15 protein-coding genes are annotated in these 12,429 nt (G+C 57.2%); 7 read left to right on the top strand and 8 right to left on the bottom strand.

Annotation, left to right across the window (positions count from 1 at the left end; translation table 11 throughout):
• Positions 1-40: 40 nt before the first annotated feature.
• Both znuC and znuB read left to right on the top strand, forming a co-directional pair.
• The gene (gene znuC, locus AC236I_RS09050) at positions 41-793 is read left to right on the top strand and encodes a zinc ABC transporter ATP-binding protein ZnuC (protein WP_004864029.1); all 753 of its coding nucleotides are present in this window, start codon (positions 41-43) and stop codon (positions 791-793) included.
• On the top strand, positions 793-1,578 hold the full coding sequence (znuB, locus tag AC236I_RS09045; protein WP_004864032.1) for a zinc ABC transporter permease subunit ZnuB: 786 nt from the start codon (positions 793-795) through the stop codon (positions 1,576-1,578). Before znuC ends, znuB begins: the two co-directional genes overlap by 1 nt.
• A 93-nt stretch (positions 1,579-1,671) precedes the next feature.
• Here the strand turns inward: znuB and ruvB are convergent, their stop codons facing one another.
• The 6 genes from ruvB to aspS all read right to left on the bottom strand — a co-directional run bounded on the left by ruvB (position 1,672) and on the right by aspS (position 6,975).
• Positions 1,672-2,682 carry a Holliday junction branch migration DNA helicase RuvB gene (gene ruvB, locus AC236I_RS09040; protein WP_004864035.1) on the bottom strand — a complete coding sequence of 337 codons (1,011 nt, stop codon included), beginning with the start codon at positions 2,680-2,682 and terminating at the stop codon, positions 1,672-1,674.
• 8 nt (positions 2,683-2,690) lie between these two features.
• Complete coding sequence (gene ruvA, locus AC236I_RS09035; RefSeq protein ID WP_004864039.1) at positions 2,691-3,302, bottom strand: Holliday junction branch migration protein RuvA; 612 nt, start codon at positions 3,300-3,302, stop codon at positions 2,691-2,693.
• Positions 3,303-3,381: 79 nt separating this feature from the next.
• Positions 3,382-3,903, bottom strand: coding sequence for a crossover junction endodeoxyribonuclease RuvC (ruvC, locus tag AC236I_RS09030; protein WP_004864044.1), 522 nt, complete (start codon positions 3,901-3,903; stop codon positions 3,382-3,384).
• 37 nt (positions 3,904-3,940) lie between these two features.
• Positions 3,941-4,681, bottom strand: coding sequence for a YebC/PmpR family DNA-binding transcriptional regulator (locus tag AC236I_RS09025; protein WP_004864047.1), 741 nt, complete (start codon positions 4,679-4,681; stop codon positions 3,941-3,943).
• A gap of 61 nt (positions 4,682-4,742) precedes the next feature.
• Positions 4,743-5,186 carry a dihydroneopterin triphosphate diphosphatase gene (nudB, locus tag AC236I_RS09020; protein ID WP_004864050.1) on the bottom strand — a complete coding sequence of 148 codons (444 nt, stop codon included), beginning with the start codon at positions 5,184-5,186 and terminating at the stop codon, positions 4,743-4,745.
• Position 5,187: 1 nt separating this feature from the next.
• Positions 5,188-6,975: an aspartate--tRNA ligase gene (aspS, locus tag AC236I_RS09015; protein ID WP_048023979.1), complete on the bottom strand. Its 1,788-nt coding sequence runs from the start codon at positions 6,973-6,975 to the stop codon at positions 5,188-5,190.
• Positions 6,976-7,243: 268 nt separating this feature from the next.
• Between aspS and AC236I_RS09010 the strand changes: the two genes are divergently transcribed.
• From AC236I_RS09010 to cmoB, 5 genes are read left to right on the top strand one after another with little or no spacing between them, the layout of a single operon-like run.
• The gene (locus AC236I_RS09010) at positions 7,244-7,810 is read left to right on the top strand and encodes a hydrolase (protein ID WP_004864056.1); all 567 of its coding nucleotides are present in this window, start codon (positions 7,244-7,246) and stop codon (positions 7,808-7,810) included.
• The gene (locus tag AC236I_RS09005; RefSeq protein WP_004864059.1) at positions 7,807-8,625 is read left to right on the top strand and encodes a DUF72 domain-containing protein; all 819 of its coding nucleotides are present in this window, start codon (positions 7,807-7,809) and stop codon (positions 8,623-8,625) included. The genes AC236I_RS09010 and AC236I_RS09005 overlap by 4 nt, the downstream gene beginning before the upstream one ends.
• A gap of 53 nt (positions 8,626-8,678) precedes the next feature.
• On the top strand, positions 8,679-9,074 hold the full coding sequence (locus AC236I_RS09000) for an MAPEG family protein (protein ID WP_004864064.1): 396 nt from the start codon (positions 8,679-8,681) through the stop codon (positions 9,072-9,074).
• 39 nt (positions 9,075-9,113) lie between these two features.
• On the top strand, positions 9,114-9,857 hold the full coding sequence (gene cmoA, locus AC236I_RS08995) for a carboxy-S-adenosyl-L-methionine synthase CmoA (protein ID WP_004864067.1): 744 nt from the start codon (positions 9,114-9,116) through the stop codon (positions 9,855-9,857).
• On the top strand, positions 9,854-10,867 hold the full coding sequence (gene cmoB, locus AC236I_RS08990; RefSeq protein WP_487608771.1) for a tRNA 5-methoxyuridine(34)/uridine 5-oxyacetic acid(34) synthase CmoB: 1,014 nt from the start codon (positions 9,854-9,856) through the stop codon (positions 10,865-10,867). Before cmoA ends, cmoB begins: the two co-directional genes overlap by 4 nt.
• Before the next feature lie 88 nt (positions 10,868-10,955).
• Here cmoB and cutC read toward each other — a convergent pair whose 3' ends face one another.
• Together cutC and AC236I_RS08980 are read right to left on the bottom strand one after the other, a co-directional pair.
• Positions 10,956-11,699: a copper homeostasis protein CutC gene (cutC, locus tag AC236I_RS08985; protein WP_054828782.1), complete on the bottom strand. Its 744-nt coding sequence runs from the start codon at positions 11,697-11,699 to the stop codon at positions 10,956-10,958.
• Between the two features lie 75 nt (positions 11,700-11,774).
• Positions 11,775-12,344: a VOC family protein gene (locus AC236I_RS08980; RefSeq protein WP_032717090.1), complete on the bottom strand. Its 570-nt coding sequence runs from the start codon at positions 12,342-12,344 to the stop codon at positions 11,775-11,777.
• Positions 12,345-12,429: the final 85 nt, after the last annotated feature.

Below are 12,429 nucleotides of genomic sequence, written 5' to 3'. Positions count from 1 at the left end.
TATTATAACATTCACTCGCTTGTGCAACCCCTAATTTGACATGACAAATCTTGTAACTCTCGAAAACGTCTCGGTCGCCTTCGGCCAACGACGCGTACTGTCTGACATTTCGCTGACGCTAAAGCCCGGCAAAATTTTGACCTTACTCGGCCCTAATGGCGCAGGCAAATCCACGCTCGTGCGGGTGGTTCTTGGACTGGTAGCACCGAGTGACGGTGTTATCAAGCGCGAGAACAATCTGCGGATTGGCTACGTCCCGCAAAAACTGCATCTGGATGCCACGATGCCGCTGACCGTCAGCCGGTTCATGCGCTTACGTCCAGGCACCCGCAAGCAGGACATCCTGCCGGCGCTGAAACGTGTCCAGGCCGGGCACCTGATTGAAGCGCCGATGCAAAAACTCTCCGGTGGCGAAACCCAGCGCGTGCTGCTGGCCCGGGCCCTGCTAAACCAGCCGCAGCTGCTGGTGCTGGATGAACCCACGCAGGGCGTCGACGTTAACGGGCAGGTTGCCCTGTACGATCTGATAAACCAGCTCCGCCAGGAGCTTGATTGCTCGGTGCTGATGGTCTCCCACGACCTGCATCTGGTGATGGCAAAAACCGATGAGGTGCTGTGCCTGAATCAACATATTTGCTGTTCCGGCACCCCGGAAGTGGTCTCCACACATCCGCAGTTTATCTCGATGTTTGGCCAGCGTGGGGCGGAACAGCTGGGAATCTATCGTCACCATCATAATCACCGCCATGACCTGCAGGGGCGGATTGTACTGCGTAGGGGAAATGAGCGCTGATGATTGAACTTCTGTTACCCGGCTGGCTGGCCGGGATGATGCTTGCCTGTGCGGCAGGCCCGCTCGGGTCGTTTGTGGTCTGGCGCCGGATGTCCTATTTCGGCGATACCTTAGCGCATGCCTCTTTGCTTGGCGTGGCCTTCGGGCTGTTGCTTAACGTCAATCCGTTTTATGCGGTGATCGCCGTGACCTTAATGCTGGCAGGCGGTCTGGTGTGGCTGGAAAAACGTCCGCATCTGGCGCTCGATACCTTATTGGGGATTATGGCGCACAGCGCGCTGTCGCTTGGTCTGGTGGTGGTTAGCCTGATGTCGAATATTCGCGTCGACCTGATGGCCTATCTGTTTGGCGATTTACTGGCGGTAACGCCGGAAGATTTGATCTCTATCGCCATTGGCGTGGTGATTGTGCTGGCTATCCTGCTCTGGCAGTGGCGCAACCTGCTGTCGATGACCATCAGCCCCGATCTGGCGTTTGTCGATGGCGTGAAGCTGCAGCGGGTGAAACTGCTGTTAATGCTGGTCACCGCGCTGACCATTGGCGTCGCCATGAAGTTCGTCGGCGCGTTGATTATTACCTCGCTGCTGATCATTCCTGCCGCCACGGCGCGCCGCTTTGCCCGTACGCCGGAGCAGATGGCCGCCGCTGCCGTTGGGGTGGGGATTATCGCGGTGACCGGTGGACTGACCTTCTCGGCGTTTTACGACACCCCCGCCGGCCCGTCCGTGGTGCTGTGCGCCGCGCTGCTGTTTATCTTCAGCATGATGAAAAAATCGGCCGCCTGAGCCGCGCCCTCTTCCCCGGTCGCGGCGAGTTGACCGGGGTCCTCATCCCTGCCCTGCCGGAACAAGCTCACCGCTCATCTGCCGGCAGCCAGGTTACGGCATTGCCGGCGGCGTAATACCGAAGTGATTCCAGGCGCGTACCGTCGCCATACGCCCACGCGGCGTACGCTGCAAAAAGCCTTGCTGGATCAGATACGGTTCCAGAACATCTTCGATAGTTTCCCGCTCTTCGCCAATCGCCGCCGCCAGGTTATCCAGGCCGACGGGGCCGCCGAAGAATTTATCGATGACCGCCAGCAGAAGTTTGCGGTCCATATAGTCGAACCCTTCCGCATCAACATTCAGCATGTCCAGCGCCTGAGCGGCAATCTCCAGCGAAATGGTGCCATCATGGCGCACTTCGGCAAAGTCACGTACCCGGCGCAGCAGGCGGTTGGCGATACGCGGCGTGCCGCGCGCGCGGCGGGCCACCTCCAGCGCACCTTCGTCGCTCATTTCCAGCCCCATAAAGCGCGCGCTGCGGCTGACGATATGCTGCAGGTCAGGAACCTGGTAAAACTCGAGGCGCTGTACAATCCCGAAACGGTCACGCAGCGGCGAAGTTAATGACCCCGCGCGCGTCGTGGCGCCAATCAGGGTAAACGGCGGCAGATCGATTTTGATCGACCGCGCCGCAGGCCCTTCGCCGATCATAATATCCAGCTGATAGTCTTCCATTGCCGGATACAGCACCTCTTCCACTACCGGCGAGAGGCGGTGTATTTCATCAATAAACAGCACATCGTGGGGTTCGAGGTTGGTGAGCATGGCGGCCAGGTCACCCGCCTTCTCAAGCACCGGACCGGAGGTGGTTCGCAGGTTAACGCCCATCTCATTGGCGACGATGTTTGCCAGCGTCGTCTTTCCCAGCCCCGGTGGACCAAAGATCAGCAGGTGATCGAGTGCGTCCCCGCGCAGCTTTGCCGCCTGGATAAAAATCTCCATTTGCGAACGCACCTGCGGTTGACCGACATACTCTGCCAGCAATTTCGGGCGGATTGCGCGGTCGGCCGTCTCTTCAAACCCGGCGCTGTCTGCCGATACCAGCCTGTCTGCTTCAATCATCCCTTACCTCACAACGCGGCGCGGAGCGCTTCGCGAATTAGCATTTCACTGTTGGCATCCGGGCGAGCGATTTTACTCACCATCCGGCTGGCCTCCTGAGGTTTATAGCCCAGCGCCACCAGCGCAGCAACCGCTTCCTGCTCCGCATCGTCATCAGACGGACCCGCCGGTGAAGTCAGCACCAGATCCGTCGCCGGCGTAAACAGATCGCCGTGCAGACCTTTGAACCGGTCTTTCATTTCAACAATCAGACGCTCAGCGGTTTTCTTACCGATACCCGGCAGTTTCACCAGGGCAGCCAGCTCCTCGCGCTCTACGGCGTTAACAAACTGCTGCGCCGACATACCGGAGAGGATCGCCAGCGCCAGCTTTGGCCCGACGCCGTTGGTTTTAATCAGCTCTTTGAACAGGGTGCGTTCCTGCTTGTTATTAAAACCATAGAGCAGCTGCGCATCTTCGCGAACGACAAAATGGGTAAAAACGATGGCCTCGTTGCCCACATCCGGCAGTTCATAAAAACAGGTCATTGGCATATGTACTTCATAGCCCACGCCTCCCGTTTCCAGTAATACAAGCGGGGGTTGTTTTTCGAGAACGATGCCTCTGAGTCTGCCTATCACATGGAGCTCCTGCGTTAAGGGCTAAAGTATCTGCGGTATCATAAAAAAAGGCTGGATGAATATCCAGCCTGATTTGACGTTATCGTAAGCGCCCACGCGCCAGATTGAGCCGCGTCTCGCTGATCTGAGCCGCGTTCTGACTGACGTGGCAGTGGGTAATGGCGATAGCCAGCGCATCCGCCGCGTCCGCCTGGGGGTTGGCGGGAAGCTTAAGCAGCGTGCGCACCATGTGCTGCACCTGGCTTTTTTCCGCGCTGCCGATGCCGACAACGGTTTGCTTAACCTGCCTCGCGGCATACTCGAACACCGGCAGGTCCTGATTCGTCGCCGCGACAATCGCCACGCCGCGCGCCTGCCCCAGCTTCAGCGCCGAGTCGGCGTTTTTCGCCATAAACACCTGCTCGATGGCGAAATAGTCCGGCTGAAACTGGGTGATAATTTCCGTCACGCCTGCGTAAATCAGCTTCAGGCGCGACGGTAAATCGTCGACTTTGGTCCGAATACAGCCGCTGCCAAGATAGCTCAGCTGCCGCCCGACCTGACGAATAACGCCATAACCGGTAATGCGTGACCCCGGGTCAATGCCGAGAATAATGGCCATCACGCACCTCCGGTTAGTGATTTAACGGTCAGCAACATTAGAGCGTTGCGGCGACCTCATCAGAGATCTCGCCGTTATGATACACTTCCTGCACGTCGTCGCAGTCTTCCAGCATATCGATCAGACGCAGCAGTTTGGGTGCCGTTTCCGCATCCATATCCGCCTTGGTCGAAGGAATCATGGAGACTTCAGCCGCATCAGCCTTCAGGCCAGCCGCTTCCAGCGCATCGCGCACCGCGCCCATCTCTTCCCACGCGGTATATACGTCAATCGCGCCGTCGTCATAGGTTACAACGTCTTCTGCGCCAGCTTCCAGCGCGGCTTCCATGATCACGTCTTCGTCGCCGGCTTCAAAAGAGATGACCCCTTTTTTGCTGAACAGATAGGCTACGGAGCCATCGGTGCCGAGGTTGCCGCCGGTTTTGCTGAAGGCATGGCGCACTTCGGCAACGGTACGGTTGCGGTTGTCGCTCAGGCATTCAACCATGACCGCGGTGCCGCCAGGGCCGTAACCTTCATAAATGATGGTTTCCATGTTCGCGTCATCATCGCCGCCAACGCCACGGGCGATAGCACGGTTCAGGGTGTCGCGGGTCATGTTGTTGGACAGTGCTTTATCTACTGCCGCACGCAAACGCGGGTTAGAAGCGACATCGCCGCCGCCCAGACGCGCAGCGGTAACCAGCTCACGAATGATTTTAGTAAAGATCTTACCGCGCTTGGCATCCTGTGCCGCTTTGCGGTGTTTGGTGTTGGCCCATTTACTATGACCTGCCATAAAAAACTCTCCAAAAATGCCTGCTTCCCGCAGCCTTTCGACCTGCAAATGGCTGGGAAGACTAGTCGGCGTTAATTACAAATTCTTCAATCGCCTGCCGGTTACTCCACGACTTGGTCAGGGCGGCGGCTTCTGCCGCATTGACCCAGCGGTAATCCAGATGTTCCGTAAAGACAATCTGGCGTTCATGAGGGAGCGCAAGACAGAACCAAAATTCCGTATTGCGCTCAACGCCCGGCGCGTAGCGATGACGTAAATGAGAAAAAATCTCGAAATCCACCGTGCGCTGACAGTCCATTAAGGTCAGCTGCTCATGAGCAACATCAATCGCGACCTCTTCCTTTACTTCACGCACGGCGGCTTGCGCTGCGGTCTCCCCCGCTTCCAGGCTGCCGGTTACCGACTGCCAGAAAGCGGGATCGTCGCGTCGCTGCAACATCAGCACCCGCTTCGTATCTTCGGCATAAATGACCACCAGAACGGAAACGGGAAGCTTGAATGACATCTTACTTATTCTCCAGAGACTCTTTTGTCTCTTTCGCCACAACCTGAATACCTAACTCACCCAGGGATGTCGGGTTAGCAAAGCTCGGCGCTTCGGTCATCAGACAGGCCGCGGCGGTCGTTTTCGGGAAGGCAATAACGTCACGGATATTATCGGTACCGGTCAGCAGCATGGTCAGACGGTCAAGACCGAAGGCCAGACCCGCGTGCGGCGGCGTACCGTACTTCAGCGCGTCCAGCAGGAAGCCGAATTTTTCACGCTGTTCCTGTTCGTTGATGCCCAGAATACCGAAGACGGTCTGCTGCATGTCGCCATTGTGGATACGGACGGAACCGCCGCCCACTTCATACCCGTTGATCACCATATCGTAGGCGTTAGCGATCGCCGTTTCCGGCGCGGTTTTCAGTTCATCCGCAGTCATGTCTTTCGGCGAAGTGAACGGGTGGTGCATCGCGGTCAGACCGCCTTCACCATCATCTTCGAACATCGGGAAGTCGATAACCCACAGCGGCGCCCATTTGGTTTCGTCGGTCAGGCTCAGGTCTTTACCCAGCTTCAGACGCAGCGCACCCAGCGCATCGGCAACCACTTTCTTATTGTCCGCGCCGAAGAAAATCATGTCGCCATCCTGGGCGCCGGTGCGCTCAAGAATGGCGTCGACGATCTCTGCGTTGAGGAATTTCGCTACCGGGCTGTTGATGCCTTCGAGACCTTTCGCACGCTCGTTGACTTTCATGTACGCCAGGCCTTTCGCGCCATAGATCTGGACGAACTTGCCATACTCATCAATTTGTTTACGGGTCAGCGCAGCGCCACCCGGTACGCGCAGCGCAGCGACGCGCCCTTTGGCATCATTGGCCGGGCCGGAGAAGACGGCAAACTCTACGGCCTTCACCAGGTCGGCAATATCGACCAGCTCCATCGGGTTACGCAGATCCGGCTTATCGGAACCGAAGCGGCGCTCGGCTTCCGCAAAGGTCATCACCGGGAATTTGCCCAGGTCGACGCCTTTCACGTCCAGCCACAGCTGGTGAACCAGCTCTTCCATGACTTCACGCACCTGCGGCGCGGTCATAAAGGAGGTTTCCACATCGATCTGGGTGAATTCCGGCTGGCGGTCTGCACGCAGGTCTTCGTCACGGAAGCATTTCACTATCTGATAGTAACGGTCAAAGCCAGACATCATCAGCAGCTGTTTAAACAGCTGAGGAGACTGCGGCAGCGCGTAGAATTTGCCTTTGTGAACGCGGCTCGGCACCAGATAGTCGCGCGCGCCTTCCGGGGTCGCTTTGGTCAGCATCGGGGTTTCGATATCGAGGAAACCGTGATCGTCCATAAAGCGGCGCACGAAGCTGGTGATTTTCGCACGGGTTTTCAGACGCTGAGCCATTTCCGGACGACGCAGGTCCAGGTAACGGTATTTCAGTCGCGCTTCTTCGGTGTTGACGTGATTGGAGTCAAGCGGCAGCGCTTCTGCACGGTTGATGATCGTCAGCGAAGAGGCCAGCACTTCGATGTCGCCCGTAGCCATCTCGCTGTTGACGTTTTTTTCGTCGCGCGCACGCACGGTACCGGTGATTTGGATGCAAAACTCATTGCGCAGTTCGGAAGCCAGCTTTAACGCCTCCGCACGATCCGGATCGAAAAACACCTGCACGATGCCTTCGCGGTCACGCATATCAATGAAGATAAGGCTACCAAGATCACGACGACGGTTGACCCAACCACACAGAGTCACCTGCTGCCCCACGTGGGACAGACGTAGCTGTCCGCAATATTCTGTACGCATGAGATATCCCTTAACTTAGCCGCAGGCGGATTGTTGCCTGCCTCGCAGGCGACGGAGTCGCAGCTTTAGCTGAATGTCACAACTGAATGAAAAAAGGCGGTCATTATAATAGAATTTCCGCCGCACGATAAGCCCGATGCAGTTTGTACGTTGCTTTGCTGTACGCTTATTGCCTGTGCTCACAAAAATTAACAAAAATTGTTACCCATGAGCCGGATCGGCAACGGTATTGTAACGGTCAAACCACAGAAGAAGATACGGGGATACCATGTTAGAACTCAATGCGAAAAAAACTGCGCTCGTTGTCATCGATCTGCAAGAGGGTATTTTGCCCTTCGCCGGTGGGCCGCATCGTGCCGATGACGTGGTAACGCGCGCGGCCCGTCTGGCTGAAAAGTGCCGTCAGCAAGGCTCGCCGGTCATCATGGTCCGCGTTGGCTGGTCCGCTGATTTTGCCGAAGCGCTAAAGCAACCGGTTGACGCGCAGGCCGGCGGGCACGCGCTGCCGGATAACTGGTGGACCTACCCGCAGGCGCTGGGCAAACAGGACGGCGATATTGAAGTCACCAAACGCCAGTGGGGCGCCTTCTATGGTACCGACCTCGAGCTGCAGCTACGTCGTCGCGGTGTTGATACCCTTATTCTCTGCGGCATCTCCACCAACATCGGCGTTGAATCCACCGCGCGTAATGCCTGGGAGCTGGGCTTCAACCTGGTTATCGTCGAAGACGCCTGCAGCGCCGCCTCTGCCGAGCAGCACCAGGGCAGCATGACGCATATTTTCCCGCGCATCGCCCGCGTGCGCAGCACCGAGGACGTCCTCGCCGCCTTATGATTTATATCGGGCTCCCGCAATGGTCGCACCCGAAGTGGGTGCGTCTGGGCATCACCAGCCTTGCAGACTATGCTCGCCACTTTAACTGCGTGGAGGGTAATACGACCCTTTACGCCCTGCCGAAGGCGGAGATTGTCGCCCGCTGGTATGAGCAAACTCACGATAATTTTCGCTTCTGCTTTAAATTTCCGGCCACCATTTCGCATCAGGCCGCTCTGCGCCATTGCGACGACCTGAGCCACGAGTTTTTTACTCGTCTGGCGCCGCTGGAAACGCGTATTGGCCAGTACTGGCTGCAGCTGCCCGCCACCTTTGGCCCCGGAGACCTCCCTGCCCTGTGGCACTTTCTCGATACGCTGCCGACCCAATTCACCTATGGCGTCGAAGTACGGCATCCAGAGTTTTTCGCCAAAGGGGACGCCGAAAAGGCGCTCAATCGCGGGCTGCATCAACGTCACGTGAATCGCGCCATCCTCGACAGCCGCCCGGTGCATAGCGCCATCGCGCGAAATCCGGCCATGATCGACGCCCAGCGTAAAAAACCCAAACTTCCGGTTCATGCCGTGGTCACGGCGGGGAATCCGCTGGTTCGCTTTATCGGCAGCGACGACATGGCCCACAATCACCGGCTGTTTGGCGTCTGGCTGCAGACCTTACCCCAATGGAGCCAGTCGACAACGCCCTATTTATTTCTCCACACCCCGGACATCGCGCAGGCCCCGGAGCTGGTCAGCACGCTTTGGGAAGATTTGCGCCGGGTGATGCCAGAGGTCGGGACCGCACCGTCAATTCCGCAGCAAACCGCGCTTTTCTGATATCCTGCTATGCTAATCGGAGCCATCTGAAAGAGTGAAAGGGAGTTTTTTGTATGGTCAGCGCGCTGTACGCGGTGTTGGGTGCGTTATTGCTAATTAAGTTTTCTTTTGATGTTGTACGTCTGCGCACGCAATACCACGTCGGGTATGGTGACGGAGGGTTTAGCGAGCTGCAGGTTGCTATCCGCGTGCACGGCAACGCCGTTGAGTATGTGCCCATTGGCATCATCCTGCTGCTGTTTATGGAGATGAATGGCGCGCAGAACTGGATGGTGCACGTCTGCGGTATTTTGCTGATTGCCGGACGACTGATGCACTCTTACGGTTTTCACCACCGGCTCTTCAGCTGGCGTCGCTCCGGAATGAGCGCCACCTGGTGCGCCCTGTTGCTGATGGTGCTCGCGAATCTGTGGTATATGCCCTGGGAGTTGGTTTTCTCCTTACATTAGCGCACAATACGCCGTTTTCGTTTTTTCGGGTTTAACGTTATGTCTCACCGCGATACGCTTTTTTCCGCGCCGATTGCCAGCCTCGGCGACTGGACCTTTGATGAACGGGTTGCTGAAGTCTTCCCGGATATGATCCAGCGCTCCGTGCCCGGCTATTCCAATATCATTTCTATGATCGGCATGCTGGCTGAACGCTTCGTTCAGCCCGATACCCAGGTTTATGACCTCGGCTGCTCGCTTGGAGCGGCAACGCTCTCTATCCGGCGTAACATTGCCCACCCTGGCTGCAAAATTGTGGCGGTGGATAACTCTTCGGCGATGGTCGAACGCTGCCGTCGCCACATCGATGCCTATAAAGCGCCGACGCCCGTCGAGGTTGTGGAAGGCGATATTCGTGATATCACCATCGACAACGCCTCCATGGTGGTACTGAACTTTACCATTCAGTTTCTGGCCCCCGATGAACGCCAGGCTATTCTGGATAAGGTTTACCAGGGGCTGAATCCCGGGGGCGCGCTGGTGCTGTCCGAAAAATTCAGTTTCGAAGATGCGCATGTTGGCGAACTGCTGTTCAACATGCATCACGACTTTAAGCGTGCCAACGGCTACAGCGAACTGGAAATCAGCCAGAAGCGCAGCATGCTGGAAAACGTCATGTTGACCGATTCGGTCGAAACGCACAAAGCCCGCCTGCATAAAGCCGGGTTTGAACATGCCGAATTGTGGTTCCAGTGCTTTAACTTTGGTTCACTGGTGGCGGTGAAATCAGAGGAAAAAGCATGATCGATTTCAATCATTTTTATCAACGCATCGCTCTCAGCCCGCTATCTCACTGGCTGGAGACGCTCCCTGCCCAGGTCGCGGCGTGGCAACGGGAAGCTCTGCACGGCAAATTCCGCGAGTGGGAACGGGCCGTAGAGTTTCTGCCGGAGCTGGCCCCGTATCGTCTGGACCTGCTGCATAGCGTCACCGCCGAAAGCGAAGCGCCGCTAAGCGAAGGCCATCGGATGCGCGTAGAGAACCTGCTGAAAAACCTGATGCCCTGGCGCAAAGGGCCCTACTCGCTTTACGGCGTGAATATCGATACCGAATGGCGTTCTGACTGGAAATGGGAGCGCGTGCTGCCGCATCTGTCCGATCTGACCGGGCGCACGATTCTCGACGTTGGCTGCGGCAGCGGCTACCACATGTGGCGCATGATCGGCGCCGGCGCGCATCTGGCGGTCGGGATTGACCCGACGCAGCTGTTTTTATGCCAGTTTGAAGCGGTGCGTAAGCTGCTGGGTAACGATCAGCGCGCCCACCTGTTGCCGCTGGGCATTGAGCAGCTTCCGGCGCTCAACGCCTTCGATACCGTCTTTTCAATGGGCGTGCTGTACCATCGCCGCTCGCCGCTCGACCATTTATGGCAGCTCAAAGATCAGCTGGTCGACGGTGGCGAACTGGTGCTGGAGACGCTGGTGGTCGAAGGGGATGAAAATAGCGTTCTGGTACCAGGCGACCGCTATGCGCAGATGCGCAACGTCTACTTTATTCCGTCGGCCGCGGCGTTGAAAATGTGGCTGGAGAAGTGCGGATTTGTCAATGTGCGGATTGTCGATGTCTGCGCCACCACCACCGAAGAGCAGCGCCGTACCGAATGGATGATTACGGAGTCGCTGGCTGACTTCCTCGACCCCGAAGACAGCAGTAAAACGCTTGAAGGTTACCCGGCGCCGGTGCGCGCGGTGATTATTGCCAACAAACCTGAGACCCAGCAATCGCTGGCGAAAAAGTCAGCCGGGGGCAAATAAAGGTGAAAAAAAGACCCCTGTTGAAATTGCAGGGGCCTGGTACGGGCAATCATCATATTGGGCGACATGATGTGCAGCAAAAAACGGTTTAACTTCTCTGCGCAGAAATGATTTGCTTCATTTCTGCCACCGCTACGCCATTAACGGCATAGCGTGAATATTCATCTGCGTCGGCATCGGCGGACATCGATAATCCGGAATGACGGAAGCGCATTGGCGATGGCACCCAGTGTCCGGCCGAGCTGTGGACCTCTTTGACACCTGCCTGAAGAAACTTCGCCAGGTTGGCCGCTCGAACACCTGCACCAGCCATAATGGTTGGAGTATCCCCCAGGGCAATAAGTTCCGTAATTAATGAAAGACCTTTTTCAGCGCTGGCCTGCTGACCCGATGTCAGGATACGGGCAACGCCGGAATCGGCCAGCGTGCGATAAGCCTGATACGGATCCGCACACATATCAAAAGCCCGGTGGAACGTGACCGCCAGCGAACCGGCCGCCGCCATAATTTTTTGCATGCGCGCGGTATCGACCCGACCATCCACATCTAACACCCCGATGACCACGCCGGGAAAACCCAGCTCCCTGACCGTCGCCACATCGTCGAGCATCGCCGCAAACTCGCTTTCGGTGTAGCAAAAATCACCGCCGCGCGGGCGAATAATCGGATGCACCGGAATGGTCACCGTTTCGCGTACTGTTTTCAGCACGCCCAGCGACGGGGTTAATCCCCCTTCATGCGGCGCGGCGCAGAGCTCAATGCGATCGGCTCCACAGCGCTGCGCCTCTTGCGCACAGGCCATGCTATAACAGCAGACTTCCAGTAGCGTCATTTCCTTCTCCTTTACGCTGCGGGCAACACAGCATGTCATGATTTATCCGTTCAAAAACCGCGTCGCTTCACACTGTTACGCATCAGATTGTTCGCTGGCGACAATTTGCTCAATTGACCACGGGTGAAATTTAATCGTGACGCGGCCATCCGTCACCGCCAGGGTCGGGTTTGGCAGCCGTTCGCGCTCTCCTTTCGGCGAGCTGGTTTTGACAAAAATCCCCGGCTGACTCAATCCCTCATCAGACAGCAGCGCCAGCGCGCGAGCATTGAGCGCATCCGGCTCGCCCGGCAGCACAATCTCAACGTGCTCCCATCCTTCATGCGGATAGCGTTTCTCGCCCGGCCACGGCAGCTCAACCACGCTGAAACGCCAGTGGGCCACCGAAACCGGCTCATCCAGTTTGAACAGGCAGATAGGTCGACCGTTGATCGTGTTTTCCGACAGCAGCGTGCCGCATTGTTCAAAACCGCGACGCCAGCGCTCTGCCGTGGCGTTTTGGTGGCAGCGCAGGGAAATATGGTCGGCATCCAGCGGCGCGATATCCAACCCAAGTCGGTCGGCCAGCCCGCTTAGCGCGTCGGTGAAACGCGGCAGATCCGCGGAAATATCGTTAAGCTCATCAATTTGCTGCCAGTTTGCCATACTGCACCTCAATGCACGTCAAAGGGGGGGTAATTTAGCGTGTTTCCCGGCGGCGACCAACCGGGAATCTTCTGTGGGGTTCGCC

It is taken from the genome of Klebsiella sp. Sb-30 (genome assembly GCF_057652795.1).
Note: the sequence above shows the minus strand (reverse complement) of the source record. Positions and strands in the feature narration are given on the sequence as shown.